Genomic DNA, 15,179 nt, shown 5'->3' with positions numbered 1-15,179 from the left:
GAGCCCCCTCTCTACTACACTATTACTTATTCATAACGTAATGCTTCAATCGGATCTAATTTCGCAGCTTTATTTGCTGGAATTAATCCGAAAATAATACCAAGTGTCATCGAGAATAGTACGCCTCCCACGACAACTTCCCATGAAACGAGTGGTGGCCATTTCGCAAATGTGGAAACGATATATGCTCCGCCGTATCCAAGACCAATTCCGATCAAACCACCTAGAAGCGTTAACATAACTGCTTCAATTAAAAACTGTAATAAAATTTTACTGCGCGTTGCTCCAAGCGCTTTACGTATCCCAATTTCGCGCGTACGCTCCGTTACAGATACGAGCATGATATTCATAACACCGATACCGCCAACAACTAATGAAATACCAGCAATACCACCGATAATCATCGTCATAATACCAGTTACTTTAGAAACATTTTCTTGGAATTCTTTTAAATTCACCAGTTCATATTTACCTGGAATTTCACTTGGCTTACGACTATTTAATACATCAACAGCTTGTTTCCCAGCTGCTTCTAAATTGTCTACATTTTTAGCTTGAATTGCGATATTTTGAATATTATCTGTTCCGTATAAAACAGGCCATAACGTAAGTGGGATTAATGCTTCTTCCATTTCAAATCCCATAAACTCATTATCAGATGTATACACACCAATAATTTGCATCGGTTGTCCTTTCATCTCAATAATTTGTCCTACCGGATTTACGTCCTTAAATAACGTTTTTTCTGTTTTTGTACTAATCATCACAACGTTATTTGCATGAGTAATATCTGATTCACTTAAAGTACGTCCCTTTACGACCTTTACTTTATTAACCGCAAAATATTCATTATCAAGACCAATAACATTCAGATTTGCTTTTTTATCATTTACATCAAGTATCTCCATCCCCTGATTTGTTGTAATAACGTGGGATACATCCTTCACTTGTCTTACTTCCATAATATCTTCTTCCGTTAACTTCGGTATTTCATGCCCGCCCATATTAAACTCATCATTAATATCTGCTTTAAATTGAATTGGCATAAGGTTATTACCACCAGAACCTGCGAATTTCGACTTCAGCATCGCTTCCCCGCCTTGCCCAATTGCAACGACAGTAATAATAGAACCAACGCCAATAATAATCCCGAGCATCGTAAGAGCTGAACGCAGTTTATGAGCTAAAATAGAAGATAGGGCAATTTTTATACTATCTAGTAAACTCATACCGCACACCTTCTATCTTCTGTAATTTTCCCATCTCGCAGTACAATGCGGCGGGAAGAATACGCTGCTACTTCCTCTTCATGCGTAACCATAACAATTGTTGTACCTTCTGCATTAAGCTTCGTGAAAATATCCATAACTTGCTCACCAGACTTCGTATCAAGCGCACCAGTCGGCTCATCGGCCATAATGAACGTTGGATTATTCGCGATCGCTCTTGCAATTGCGACACGCTGCTTCTGCCCGCCTGACAATTCATTCGGTAAATGATGCACGCGATCCGCTAATCCGACTTTACCTAACGCTTCTAAGGCACGCTTGCGACGCTCTGCCTTCTTCACGCCTCCGTATACGAGCGGAAGTTCAACATTTTCTACTGCCGAAAGACGCGGAAGTAAATTAAAATGCTGAAACACAAAACCGATATATTCATTACGAATTAAAGCAAGCTTTGACTCGTCTGCTGTTAAGATATTCACATCATTCAGCATATATTCGCCTTCTGTTGGACGATCTAAACAACCGATAATATTCATAAGCGTTGATTTACCAGAACCAGACGGTCCCATAATCGAAACGAACTCACCGCCCTGAATTGTTAAACTAATACCGTGCAAAATCGGCACTGCCAATTTTCCTTGATAATACGTTTTAGCAATATTATTTAACGTAATCATTTCTCTTTCACTTCCATTCCGTCATACACGTCGTCGGAAGGATTTTTAACCACCTTTTGCCCCACTTTTGCGCCTTCAACAATCTCTGTCCAGTCTCCATCAGTAGAACCTTTTTTCACATTTTGTTTACGAAGCTTTCCTTTATCCTCAACATAAACAAATGCATCATCACCTTTTTCTACAATGCTCTTACTTGGAACAGCAACCATCGTCTTATTCTCTAAATTTACTTGCAATGAAACGTGATAACCTGGAGATAAACCATCTTGACTATCAAGACTTGCTTTATATGTATATTGGGACATATTTTGAGTCGCTTCGCCCATACCGCCTGCTTGAGCCATCTCTGCACTCGTTGGGAATTCACTTACCTCTGTAATCTTACCTGTCCACTTCTTCTTATTATTTGCTTTCGCAGTTACAGTAAAGGTTTGATCCTTTTGAATTTGTGACTTTTGAAGCTCAGTTAACGTCCCTTGAATTTGGAACGGATCTTTAGAAGCAACTTGTAAGAATGCTTTCCCTTGACCACCTAACGCTTGAGATGAACTTTGCGCCGCATCTTTATCTAACTTTTGAACAACACCAGCAAAATTACTATAAATCGTAAGCTCTTTCTGCTTTTTACTTAACTCTTCTTTCTGCAACTTCCCTTTTTCTTTCTCAAGATCAGTTGTCTTTTGCGCTATCTCTAACTCACTTACTTGCTCTTCCATCGGATCTGTTACTTCTTTCCCAGCTCCGCTATCTTTCGCTTTCTTAATTTCTTTCTTCAACGAATCAATCTTCTTTTTCCCTTGATCATGACGCATATCTGCCATCTTCTGATCAAGCTCAGCTTGCTTCATTTGCAAATTAATCTCTTCATTATCATAAGAGAATAACTTCGTACCTTTCTCTACCTCTTGTCCTTCTTTCACTGCAATATCTTTCACTTTTCCTTTAGTCGGATCAGCATAGAAACTTTCAATATTCCCAGGCTTCACCTGACCAGAAATTAACTTCGTATTATTCAGCTTTCGCTCCGTTACCTTCTCAAAGCTTACAGCATCAGCAGATGTTGATGCTCCCTTCTTCTTGCCTTGCATAATAAAAATATTAACTGCTGCTACAATAACAATTAGTGCAATAACCCCAATAATAATCCATTTCTTCTTCTTGTTTGGAGTACGAACCGTATTTGGTAACATATTCTCTCTCCTTTTTATAACTTAATAGTTTAATATAAAAATAGTATAAAACTTTCTGAAAATGAATTACATATTATTACATTCTTTTTACAAAGTTTTACACATCCACTTATATTGTAACAAAAATTCCAATGATTAGAAATATGACATATTGTCTTTTAAGATAGATTTAAGGAAAGGAAAAAGGAGAATTTAAATTGAATGAAAGCCATCCTTTATTAGTAAACTCCTTACTAAGATAAATTATTAAAACCATTTTCCTAATTGCAAAATCGTCATTTTTGTCATATATATTTGACATTTCATCTATTCAATTATAAAATGTCACATATAAATGACATTCCGGTGCACGGGGTCTAAAACCATCAATGGGAGGTTTATATTTGAATAACGTTAAACAATATCGAAAATCTGAAGGTCTATCGCAGCTAGAATTAGCTAAAAAAGTTAACGTAGCGAGACAGACAATAAACTTAATTGAAAATAATAAATATAACCCTTCTTTAGCCTTATGTATCGAATTAGCAAAAGCACTAAAAACAGATTTAAATAGTCTATTTTGGGAGGGAGATTAAATGATGAAAATTGAATGGAAAGAAAGAGTTTATAATAGTTTCGTTGGAACAATGAGTGAGAGAGATGAATATCAAAAGCAAGAAATCAATAAAGAATTAGCTGTGGCTGGAATTGGTTTATGGTGGTTAAATATGTTGGTAATGCTTATTATGTTACTTGTTGATACTATGAACCACACAATATCTATAGGAACTATATTAGTTTTTCTATCTAATATGATTTACGCTAATTATTTAACCTTTAAGTTTAAGAAAAAAGGTTTAAATGATACTGAATGTGCAACAAAAGAAGAATATTTACAACATAAGAAAAAATTAAGAAAAGCTTGCTTAAAAGCAGGTGTACTTTTTGGCTTTCAAATGTTTATTTTTATGAATTATATCCTTCCTTATGTAAGTTCAGAAGAAATCTCTATTTCTTTATTTAAGGTTGTAATTTTCGTCTGTGGCGGCGGATTTTTTGGTCTAACTACGTATCTATTCGGTTTATGGAACCTAAAAAGATTATATTAAGGGACAAAACTCATTTACACATAAAACTGCTATTTTACATACTGTTTGTTTTTCCTATATAAAAATATGAAAAGCTATCCAATATAAAAATCGGATAGCTTTTCGAACAAATATTATGCCGCTTTAGGAGCTTTTCTCTCATGTCCCATTTGAACAATCAGTAAGAATATTGTTGATAACACACCACCTGCTAACAGTAACATGAAGCAACCATCCCAGCCAGAACGATCAACAATAATACCAATCGCTGCGTTTGCTATGAAACTTCCTCCAACATAACCGAACAGACCACACATACCAACGGTTGTACCTACTGCAAATTTCGGTACTAATTCCATCGCACTTAAACCGATTAAGAACTGTGGTACATAAATTAAACAACCGATAATAGAAACTGCAACACTCACAACAATAATATTAGTTGCTTGCCAATAGACGATTGTTCCAACAACAACCCCAGCCATACTCATAACACATAATGGCATACGTTTTCCTTTGAATAATTTATCGCTTAAAAGGCCGACAATTAAAGAGCTTGGAATCGCTGCTGTTTCAAATATTGAATACGCAAAATGCGCTTCTGTTTTTGTAAAACCTTTAACCGTTGTTAAATAAATTGGTACCCAGTTAATAACACCGAAACGAATTAAATAAACAAATGCATTCGCAATACATAAGAACCAAACAAATTTATTTTTCACTACATATTTCATTAAAATTTCTTTTGGTGACATCTTGTTAGCATGATCTGCTTTTTCAAGGTCTTCATAGTCATTACGATATTCATCAATTGGCGGAAGACCTTCAGATTCTGGTGTATCCTTCGCATTAATCCAAACAAGAACTGAAATTACCATTGCAATAATCGCTGGGAAAATAAATACGCCGCCTTGCCAATGATTTTCACCAAAAATACCTACACCAATTCCAATGAATGGTGGAACAAGTAGTGCACCAACGTTATGTGAAATATTCCAAAGACCTGTTTTCGTGCCACGTTCTTTCTTTGAAAACCATTTCGTCATAACAATACTACAAGGTGGTGCTCCCATACCTTGTACAATACCGTTTAGAACAAGTAATGTTAAAATCATCCCAAAGGAAGATGCATAACCGAAACAAATATTAACAAGCCCAGATAAAAATAAACCTACTGCAATAAATCGTTGAGCAAATGCCTTATCCGATAAATTACCCATAAAGAATTTACTAAGTCCGTAAACAACAGCCATTACTGCGCCTAATAATCCAATTTGTGTCGTGCTAAATCCGAACTCATCTACTAAATACGTAGTAGATAAATTAAAGTTACTACGAACTAAATAATAAGCAGCGTACCCAACTGAAATCCCGATTAATACACGAATACGTAGTAATTTATATACTCGATCAATCATATCCGCTGGCAATCTTTCAATTGCAGGTGCTGGCTTAAGCCATTTAAACATATATTTCCGTCTCCTTTTCTCACTTCTGAGAGAGACGCTGTCTATTCCATATCTCGATTATTCCGCTATTTGATATATTTTTGTTTGTTCTTCTAACTGGCTGTCCTTCTATTTCTTGTTCATTCTTCGCAAACATCGTTGGTACGCCAAACGAAACTTTTTCTAAAATATGCCCCGCTTCTTCTGATAAACAATAATCAATAAATAAATCTGCAATAATACCACTCGGTGCACGTTTTAGTTTCGAAATCGCATTAACAGATAACCCGGTTTGCTCAGGTTCATTACTTAAAATAGAAAAGCCTCGCTTTTGAAGCATTCTCTGGTCTCCCATGAAATTGATGCCTATCATATACTCACCGCTCGCAACAAGTTCCACTGGTATGTAACCATTCACTGTTACTTCACCAACTTGTCCTGCCAAGTTCTTAACATATGCCTTCGCTTCCTCTTCACCTAAAGTATCAATAAGTGATTGAAAAAACGTATATGCTGTTCCTGAAACATTTGGATCTGGCATCACAATCTTTCCCTTATATACTGGATTTAATAAATCTTGCCACCTTGATGGATAAGGAAGTCCGAGCGAGGCTATTTCTTCATTCCACCGCTCTTTATTGATCGCAATTGCCAGTTTCTCCACCTCATAACCGTACCAATAACCGTCTTTATCTTTAACAGTTTTTGAAATACGGTTCGCATGCTGGCTCGTAACAGGAATAGATAGATTTTTTTGCTTCATCATTTGATGCGCATCTACCGTACCGCCAATAATAATATCGGCTTTCGGATTTCCAGCTTCCTCTTCTACCCTTCGAAGAAGCTCCTCTGTCGAAAGACGAATAAATTCATACGTACAGCCGCGTGGTTTACAAAATGATGAAAGCAAAGCTTCCCCAACTTCCTCGCGAGCTGCCACATACGCAACGAGATGACGATCATCCAAAATAGGGAGACCACTTTTATTATATTTAATAGAGGTTGTATCTCGAGAGCAACTAGACATCGCTCCTCCAATTACTAGCAAAAAGAAGAAAAAGGCTATCTTTCTCATGACACATTCTCCTTTACAAATAAATTTGCGAGGGAGCTTTTCATATACATGACATTCCCGTTATTATCACCGAGATATTGCACAACAAAATACGATGGATACACAGAAATAGTAAGAATGTCTTCACGCTCATTCTTTATACGCTTACCTGTTTTATAAGCAGTAATATAAGCAATCGGTTCATTCTGTGATTGTAATAATTTCTGTATTTCTCCGTAATCTGTAATTTGCTTTGCGTACCGAATCGAATCAAGTATGTGCGTAAGATTCATTGTACGTTCTACATCACCTTGCCGTACTATGACATCCTGTGCTGATGCAAAGAAATCACGAATACGCTCTGGTGTGTAATACAGGCTTAATAAATACGTTTGAAATGCTGAAATCATTGGATCCGTACCATTCTTTCCATACATATCAGCCCCGTACTGGAACAAGTCACCTACTGCAAAAGTACGTTTATGTCCATTCAAGTACGTTACTTCTCCAGTAAATACTTGTTCTTGATTCTTAGCTTCTCTCGGTTCTATTCTAATTCGGTCAAAGAATGAAACAATCGTATGCAAACGAACTTCATCCGTTATAACAATTTCTCCCCACTTTTCATGCCTAACTTTCATTTCAGTAGGCAGGGATTCATTCACCCTTTGTAAAACAGTTTGTTTGTCATTCACTATTGTGATTCGATTATATATTTGCTTCTCCATTACATAAAACAAAATAAGAGAAACGATTATACAAAGGACAAACATAAGAATTTGAAATGATAGCCTTTTCATTTCTGCCTACCTCCAAGATAAAAAAACGTTGTTTCGAAAATACCGCATAATTGTTTCATAAATGTATCATTTAACCGCTTTCAAGTTTTTTATGTCTTCCATCCGTCTCGGAAGCAAGAATGTAATACATATTGTAGTGCCTATTTCTTCACTACTCTCAATCCGCATACTTCCGCCCTGCTTATTCATAATCTCCTGACAAATATATAAACCGTAACCATTCCCGTAACTAGAAGGAAGTACCTTACCTCCCGGCGATTCATTCCACTCTGCAAGCACACCTTCATCTATACCGATACCATCATCATGAACAAAAACCTTTGCCTCACGTTCATTTACAATTACATTCATACGAATTTGCGTAGCATCACTATATTTTATCGCATTATCCAGCACGTTTAAGAAGATCTGTTTCGTCTTATCAAAATCCGCAACAACATGTACATCTGTTAACTCATTGATAACTTCAATCTCAAATTTCTGCAGGCGAGGTTTCACAATTGAAACTGCTTCTTCTGCTAATCCCTTTATATTCACAACTGTAGGCGACACTTCAAACGTACTCGTCCCGTACTTTGAAGACTTAAGTAACTCCTCTACAAGTGATAATAAACGCTCACTTTCTACAGCCACATAACGCAGGCTCTCCTGTATATCTTCCTGCGCCTTTAACTTCGGAATTAAATCCACATAGCCAATAATCGCCGTTAGCGGTGTTTTTAGCTCATGCGTAATGCGGTCTAAGAAATCTTTCTGCTTCTCTTTCTCCTCTTTCAATTGCTTAATATGCAGTTCAATTCCATCGGCCATCGCATTAAAAGATGCGGAAAGCTGAGCAATTTCCACATATTCATTTAGCTCAATCTTACTTTTATAATCACCATTCGCAAGCCGGTGCGCCATTTGCCTTAACTGATCAATCGGCTTATGAAGAGACTTTGCCAAACGAATTGCAAAGAAAATACCCGCAGCTACTAGACAAAAAGACGTCATTAAAAACGTCCAACCGACATTTGTTAAAACTTCCTTCTCACCCGTTAACTCATTTATAAAACGAACACTTCCAATGACATCGTTTCCATAATACACTGGGCTTGAAAACAAAAGAATTGGAGCTGGGTCTCCCTCTTCGAAAACATAAGATTTCTTCCCCTTCAAAGAACTCTCAATATCAATATTTCGATGAAGAAGTGCTCCTTTTTGCGTATCCGCAACAACATCTCCATTCTTTCCGATCATCTGCACACGGACATCCATGCGCTTCGCTAAATACGAAGCAATTAAAAGTGAATTAGGACCGAGCGTCTCGACCTCTGCTTCCTTCTCTAAATAATTCATCGTATAAATTTGCGCTTCTACACTTAACTTTTCTAAAGAATTTGCCGCGTTATGATACATATTCTTTTCTAACGTAATATAAACAACTGCGTACAAAAGAACAAATATCGGGATTAACAGTCCAACTATTCCAAACACCATATTTCTCTTTAAAGACATACCATCACCACTTAACAATCCAGTTTATAGCCAACGCCATAAATTGTCTTAATATATTCCCCGCTATTCCCTAGCTTCTTCCGCAGTCTTTGCACCATAATATCAACCGCTCTCGTATTCCCGATATACTCAAATCCCCATACTTTCTCAAGCAACTCATCTCTCATAAATACACGCTGCGGATTTGAAACAAACAACTGACATAAATTAAACTCTCGGTACGTTAACTGAATCTCTTGTCCACTAACATGCACTTTTCTTTCCTTAGGATAAATTATTAACTCTCCAGCTCGAATGATCTCGTGCCTTACAGCTTCCCCCTCTTTCTTCACACGCCTGCTCATATTCTTTACACGAAGAATAAGCTCCGCATAATTGAAAGGTTTCGTCACATAATCATCCGCCCCAAGCTGCAAACCAAGCAATTTATCATTCATCTGACTCTTCGCAGTTAACATGAGGACGGGAATATCCCTATCCTTCTCACGGAACAGACGAAGTAATTCATACCCATCTGTATCTGGAAGCATAACATCCAAAATCAATACATCCGGCCCTTCCTTCCATCTCTCTAAAGCTTCTCTCCCGTCAGCCGCAGTCAACACTTCGTATCCTTCCATCTCAAGCTGCATCCGAATCAAATTACGAATACTCGATTCATCATCCACTACAAGTATTTTCATTATTCTCCTCCTTCCACCCTGTATTATAGTACAGTTTAGTATAGCAAAAATCTTATAAAAAAAGAGAGGGTATTGTCGAACATATTTTGTCGACGATACTCTCTCTTTCACTGATTAAAGTTTCACTTTATTTATCATACCCATTAGGTTTCTTCTGATGCCAATTCCAAGCATGCTCAATGATTGTCTTCACATTTACATACTGAGGATCCCATCCTAACTTCGCTTTCGCTTTCTGAGAAGAAGCAACTAAACGTGCTGGATCTCCCGCACGACGTGGTGCTACTTCAGCTGGGATTTCATGATTTGTAACTTCACGAACTGCATCAACGATTTCTTTTACACTGAAACCATTACCATTTCCTAAGTTATAGAAATCACTCTCTCCGCCGTTCTGTAGGTCTTTAAGCCCTAAGAAGTGAGCTGCCACTAAATCTTCAACATGAATATAATCACGGATACAAGTACCATCTGGTGTATTATAGTCATCACCAAACATCATAATCTTCTCACGTTGACCTAACGCCACTTGCAATACAAGAGGAATTAAATGCGTCTCTGGACGGTGATCTTCCCCAATAATACCATTTGGAGTTGCACCAGCCACGTTAAAGTATCTGAAAATCTTATAACGTAAATTAGAAGCTTGGCTATACCAATGAAGCATCTTCTCGATTGCTAACTTCGTTTCTCCATACGTATTCGTTGGATTTGTCATCGTTTCCTCAGTAATAAGGTCCACATCTACCTCACCATACGTTGCCGCAGTAGAAGAGAAAATAAACTTATCTACCTTAAACTCATCCATTACCTCTAATAAACAAAGTGCACCATACACATTATTATTATAATATTGAAGAGGCTTCTCCATACTAACTCCAACTAAAGAATCAGCTGCGAAATGCATAACCGCCTCAATATTTTCTTGTGTAAAAACATCTCTTAAAAACGCTTTATCACGAAGGTCGCCATTATAAAACTTCGCACCTTCCGTAATTGCATCCTCATGACCAGTTTGTAAGTTATCTACTACTACTACAGATAAGCCTTCGTCTACTAATTTTTTCACAGCGTGAGAACCGATATAACCAGCTCCGCCGCAGATTAGAATTGAATTCATTGTCTTCCTCCTATATATTAGGATTTCTTATTCACTCTCTTATTATAAAAGGTATACGATTACTCGTATACCTTTTGTGTACCTTTATTACTTAGCAACGAAATAATCCGTTACATATTGTGCCCAAACCTCGTGGCCTTTAGCACTTGGGAAACCGAACTCTTCTGTTAAGTATGGCAGGATAGCCTTTGTTGTTGCATCAGGCCATACTCCCCAATGATCTACATATGTATAGCCATTTTGCGTCGCAAATTGCTTTAACGCCTCAATTGCCTTCGGATAATTCTTCGCACCATACACTGGGTTTGGTGGTTGAATCATAATCGTAGCACCCTTTGCACTAGTAGAAAGTGCTTGTACAAATTTCTGTGTACTCGCTACAGAGTTTCCATTACCAGTTTTACCATTGTCAGTAATAAACGGTGGTTCGAATAAAATCACATCTGGATTATCTTTCGCAATCTCTTTATCACGCTTATTTGCGATTAACTCTTCTGTGCTTTCACCCTTATATTCCTTTACCGTCACATTCCATAAACCTTTACCGTAAGCAGTCTCTAAATTAGCCGTTAACTTAGCTGCCCAAGCATCTTTTTCAGATGAAGAAGCTTCATCACCAACAATAACAAGATTTACTGCCTTTTTATCCTCAGCAGCTTTCTTTAGCTTCTCTTTCACTGCATCTGGTAAATTCTTCGCATATGCTTCATTAAAAGATGACTTCTCATCTTGTTTTTTCTCTGTCTTCTTCGCTCCGCTATCTTTCACTTCAGACTTTGTTTTCGTTATTTCACTCGTCTGTCCTGTCGCATTCGCAATCTTCTTATTCCAGTATAATTTACCACTCACAACCGAAGCGACAAACAATACAAAAATAAATAGGACAAGTACTGCTTTCTTATTCATCGATTCACCTCATCTATTAATCTCACAACATATAATACTAATATAAATCCATGCAAAAATAAACCCAACTCTTACCAAAGGAGTTGGGTTATTACACATTACTTAGTCAATTCAAGATGCGCTCTTAATTTGTTCGTTAAATCTTGTTTTGCAGCATCTGGAACATAATAGTACCAAATACCATCAGCGGCTTTGTGGCCATCGCCTGGGATTTGGATTTCTTCACTGTTCTGCATGCAATCTTTATAGTTCTTTTGAATATCAAACATTTGCTCTTGAGTTAAACTTGTTTTAACATTTTTCTCAATTGCTTTTAATACATCACCGTAACTTGCTAGAGAAGATACACTTGCACCTTTTTTAATTACCGCTTGGATAACTTGACGTTGACGCATTTGACGACCAAAATCACCGCGTGGGTCTTGATATCTCATTCTAGAATATAGTAATGCTTTATCTCCCTTTAAATGTAAGTCACCTTTTGCATAATGAACGCCATCAATTGTAAAGTCCATATCATTATTAATATCCACTCCACCAACAGCATCCACAATATCTTTAAAACCAGCCATATTTACTTCAATATAATGATCAACTGGTACATTAAGAAAATTCTCAACTGTTTTCACAGCCATATCGATACCACCAAATGCATAAGCATGGTTAATCTTATCTTTTTTACCTTTCCCAACAATTTCTGTATAAGAGTCACGTGGTATACTTGTGATTTTCATAGACTTTGTCTTTGGATTTAAGGTAAACAACATTAAAGAATCTGATCGTCCTATCTCATCTTTTCGTTGATCACTTCCCATTAACAAAATCGAGATCGGTTTTTTATCTGCTACATCTACTTTTTCTGATCGCTTATCTGACTTTTCACGATTTAACGGTTTATGCACAGCATCTAACGTATTAGATACATTAGAATAAACATGGTAAGCATACGCTCCACCACCAATAATGAGCACTCCAATTATACCGAGAATCCAAAATAAAATTTTCTTTTTCATTTCTATACCCTCTTTGCTTATAATTACAAATAAAATACTAAGACTTCTTCATTATATTATAGCAATAATACTAAATGATAAAGTGAAATCACAAAATTAATGTGACCTATCCTAAGGATGAGAGACAATTAAAGTCACATTTCCTTTTACAACAAAACTTTCAACTCCGCCAGGAAGAATAAAGTGATCTCCTTTTTTTATACGAAATTCTCCACTTACAGTTATTAAAATTGCTTCACCTTCAATTACACTTATTAATTGAAATGGTTGATTCTGTTGAAAAGATGATTCTATTTGAATTTCCCATTTATAAACTGAAAAATACTTTTCTTGTACATATTTAGTAACAATGACGCCATTCTCTTTTTCAATCTCAGGATAGACTTTATAATCTTCATGAGGAATCATTGATACGGCAATTGATTTTTCGACATGTAATTCTCGCTTGTTCCCATCAGCATCAACACGACCATAATCATACACACGATATGTCGTATCTGAACTTTGCTGTGTTTCCAATACTAATGTACCTTCACATAACGCATGGATAGTTCCGCTTGGTACATAAAAAAATTCACCCGGTTGGATTTTTTTTCGCTGAAGTAATTGATCCCATTTCCCCCGCTCAACCATTTCCTTAAATTCTTCCTTGGTTTGAGCAGTATGCCCATATACTATTTCAGCATCTTCTTTACAATCAATAATATACCAGCACTCTGTCTTCCCTAATTCACCATGCTCATATATGTTAGCAAACTCATCATTAGGATGTACTTGTACGGATAAGTCTTTTTTTGCATCTAAGATTTTAGTTAATAAAGGGAACTGCTCAGCTTGATAGTTCCCGAATAATGCTCTATGTTCATCCCATAGCTGCTTCAATGTTAAACCTTTATATTTACCGCTCTTTACGATACTCGGTCCATTTAAATGAGCAGAAATTCCCCAGCATTCACCAGTAGTTTGTGAAGGTAACTCATAATTAAATTCTTTTAAAGATTCCCCTCCCCAAATCCGCTCCTGTAATACTGGTTGAAAAAATAATGGTTCTTTATACAAAATGACTCCACCTCTAGTTGCACTTACTACTAATTTTTACTTTTTAAATAACAAGCTTCCTCTATCTCGTTCCATTGCATATAAATCCGGACAATATCTTCCTCAATTAATTCACTTCCTGATTGCACTTCAATAAATTCTAAGTCTGTAACAGCTTTAATTGCATGCTTCTGTCCAGGTTGAATTTCCAGCACATCCCCAGGGCGAACAACTCGTATTTCTTCATCTAATACAAAAATACCTTCACCTTTTACAACTGTCCAAACTTCACTTCTATTATTATGATATTGATAGCTTAAATTTTTACTAGCTGTAATACCAATACGCTTCGTTAATACTTCGTTTCCATCATCATATTTAGTGTGATCTAGTACACGGTACCAACCCCAGCGACGCTCTTCATACATTGGTCTTTGATCCCAATCCCCTACTAATTCTTTTACTCGAGGGCTGGCATCTTTTTCTGAAACTAAAATACCATCTGGGCTAGCAGCTACAATTATGTTAGAAAGACCTAATACAGAAACTGGGATATCCAGCTCATTAATAATATGGTTTTGCTCACACTCACCCCCCATATTTCCTTTACCAAGGATGTTCGTTCCCATTTCTTCTGTAAGAGTATTCCAAGTTCCAAGATCTTTCCATGAACCATTATAAGGAAGTGCAACAATATTTTCTGTTTTCTCTACTACTTCATAGTCAAAACTTATCTTTGGTAAACTTGCATATTGTTGAACTAACACATCATATTGGACAGGAAGTCCTTTCTGATCTAATAGGGAGATAATTTTATCTAATTTAAATGCAAATACACCGCTGTTCCAAAGTGCATTTTGTTTTAGTAGTTCTTCCGCCTCTGCTGTAGCTGGCTTTTCTTTAAAATGACTTACTTGAATAAGTTCCTGTGTGCTTTTCTCTACATTTGGAACAATATAACCGTATTTTTCAGATGGATATGTAGGAGTAATCCCCATTAAACCTAGATCCGCATTTGAAGAGTTTAGTGTCTTTTCCAAATCTAATAGCCTTTCAAAGAAACTATTTTCTACGTATGGATCTACCGGTAATACACCTACAATCTCATCCAAATCAACATGCTCTTTAGAGTATAGATATGAAGCAGCAAGAGCAATTGCCGGGAATGTATCACGGCGTTCTGGCTCGGTGATAATAGGTACATTATTTCCTAGCTGACTATTAATCATATCTACTTGAGATTTACTTGTAGCAATAACTGCATCATTTTCAACCCCTAGGCTTGTTAATTGTCCCCATACCCTTTGAACCATAGATTGCATTTCATCATTCTCATTTTTAAGTACTTTTAAAAATTGCTTAGAACGTGAATCATTTGATAATGGCCATAGACGTTTGCCTGAACCACCAGATAATAGTATTAATTTCATATTTCCACTCCCTTACAAGAAATAAAA

General features: G+C 36.6%; 15 protein-coding genes. 2 read left to right on the top strand and 13 right to left on the bottom strand.

Going from position 1 to position 15,179, the window contains the following annotated elements:
- Positions 1 to 26: 26 nt before the first annotated feature.
- The 3 genes from CO726_RS09075 to CO726_RS09065 are packed head-to-tail and all read right to left on the bottom strand — an operon-like array spanning position 27 to position 3,096.
- Entirely contained in the window at positions 27 to 1,229 is a 1,203-nt protein-coding gene (locus tag CO726_RS09075; protein ID WP_099684036.1) for an ABC transporter permease, read from the bottom strand.
- Positions 1,226 to 1,906: an ABC transporter ATP-binding protein gene (locus tag CO726_RS09070; protein ID WP_016085521.1), complete on the bottom strand. Its 681-nt coding sequence runs from the start codon at positions 1,904 to 1,906 to the stop codon at positions 1,226 to 1,228. Before CO726_RS09070 ends, CO726_RS09075 begins: the two co-directional genes overlap by 4 nt.
- Complete coding sequence (locus CO726_RS09065; protein ID WP_099684035.1) at positions 1,903 to 3,096, bottom strand: efflux RND transporter periplasmic adaptor subunit; 1,194 nt, start codon at positions 3,094 to 3,096, stop codon at positions 1,903 to 1,905. Before CO726_RS09065 ends, CO726_RS09070 begins: the two co-directional genes overlap by 4 nt.
- 383 nt (positions 3,097 to 3,479) lie before the next feature.
- Between CO726_RS09065 and CO726_RS09060 the strand changes: the two genes are divergently transcribed.
- Together CO726_RS09060 and CO726_RS09055 are read left to right on the top strand one after the other, a co-directional pair.
- On the top strand, positions 3,480 to 3,671 hold the full coding sequence (locus CO726_RS09060) for a helix-turn-helix transcriptional regulator (RefSeq protein WP_001067016.1): 192 nt from the start codon (positions 3,480 to 3,482) through the stop codon (positions 3,669 to 3,671).
- Complete coding sequence (locus tag CO726_RS09055) at positions 3,672 to 4,184, top strand: DUF3278 domain-containing protein (protein ID WP_099684034.1); 513 nt, start codon at positions 3,672 to 3,674, stop codon at positions 4,182 to 4,184.
- A 113-nt stretch (positions 4,185 to 4,297) separates the two neighbouring features.
- On the opposite strand, the gene pgtP is transcribed toward CO726_RS09055, so the two are convergent.
- The 10 genes from pgtP to CO726_RS09005 all read right to left on the bottom strand — a co-directional run bounded on the left by pgtP (position 4,298) and on the right by CO726_RS09005 (position 15,152).
- A complete protein-coding gene (gene pgtP / locus CO726_RS09050; protein ID WP_099684033.1) occupies positions 4,298 to 5,632 on the bottom strand; it encodes an MFS transporter in 1,335 nt (444 codons plus the stop codon).
- A 19-nt stretch (positions 5,633 to 5,651) separates the two neighbouring features.
- Positions 5,652 to 6,686, bottom strand: a complete 1,035-nt coding sequence (locus tag CO726_RS09045; protein WP_099684032.1) for an ABC transporter substrate-binding protein — start codon at positions 6,684 to 6,686, stop codon at positions 5,652 to 5,654.
- Positions 6,683 to 7,465: a DUF3919 family protein gene (locus tag CO726_RS09040; protein WP_098761354.1), complete on the bottom strand. Its 783-nt coding sequence runs from the start codon at positions 7,463 to 7,465 to the stop codon at positions 6,683 to 6,685. Before CO726_RS09040 ends, CO726_RS09045 begins: the two co-directional genes overlap by 4 nt.
- 66 nt (positions 7,466 to 7,531) lie before the next feature.
- Positions 7,532 to 8,962: a sensor histidine kinase gene (locus CO726_RS09035; RefSeq protein WP_099684031.1), complete on the bottom strand. Its 1,431-nt coding sequence runs from the start codon at positions 8,960 to 8,962 to the stop codon at positions 7,532 to 7,534.
- 11 nt (positions 8,963 to 8,973) lie between these two features.
- Positions 8,974 to 9,645 carry a response regulator transcription factor gene (locus CO726_RS09030; RefSeq protein WP_099684030.1) on the bottom strand — a complete coding sequence of 224 codons (672 nt, stop codon included), beginning with the start codon at positions 9,643 to 9,645 and terminating at the stop codon, positions 8,974 to 8,976.
- A 127-nt stretch (positions 9,646 to 9,772) separates the two neighbouring features.
- A complete protein-coding gene (gene galE / locus CO726_RS09025) occupies positions 9,773 to 10,765 on the bottom strand; it encodes a UDP-glucose 4-epimerase GalE (RefSeq protein ID WP_099684029.1) in 993 nt (330 codons plus the stop codon).
- A gap of 87 nt (positions 10,766 to 10,852) precedes the next feature.
- Positions 10,853 to 11,671, bottom strand: coding sequence for an SGNH/GDSL hydrolase family protein (locus CO726_RS09020; protein WP_099684028.1), 819 nt, complete (start codon positions 11,669 to 11,671; stop codon positions 10,853 to 10,855).
- A gap of 98 nt (positions 11,672 to 11,769) precedes the next feature.
- The gene (tagU, locus tag CO726_RS09015; RefSeq protein ID WP_099684027.1) at positions 11,770 to 12,684 is read right to left on the bottom strand and encodes a polyisoprenyl-teichoic acid--peptidoglycan teichoic acid transferase TagU; all 915 of its coding nucleotides are present in this window, start codon (positions 12,682 to 12,684) and stop codon (positions 11,770 to 11,772) included.
- A gap of 111 nt (positions 12,685 to 12,795) precedes the next feature.
- Complete coding sequence (gene manA, locus CO726_RS09010) at positions 12,796 to 13,743, bottom strand: mannose-6-phosphate isomerase, class I (protein WP_099684026.1); 948 nt, start codon at positions 13,741 to 13,743, stop codon at positions 12,796 to 12,798.
- Between the two features lie 29 nt (positions 13,744 to 13,772).
- Positions 13,773 to 15,152, bottom strand: coding sequence for a sugar phosphate nucleotidyltransferase (locus CO726_RS09005; protein WP_099684025.1), 1,380 nt, complete (start codon positions 15,150 to 15,152; stop codon positions 13,773 to 13,775).
- Between the last annotated feature and the right edge of the window lie 27 nt (positions 15,153 to 15,179).

Origin of the sequence: Bacillus fungorum, from assembly GCF_002746455.1 — a bacterium.
GTDB classification, from domain to species: domain Bacteria; phylum Bacillota; class Bacilli; order Bacillales; family Bacillaceae_G; genus Bacillus_A; species Bacillus_A fungorum.
This window is presented reverse-complemented; position numbering and strand designations above follow the sequence as displayed.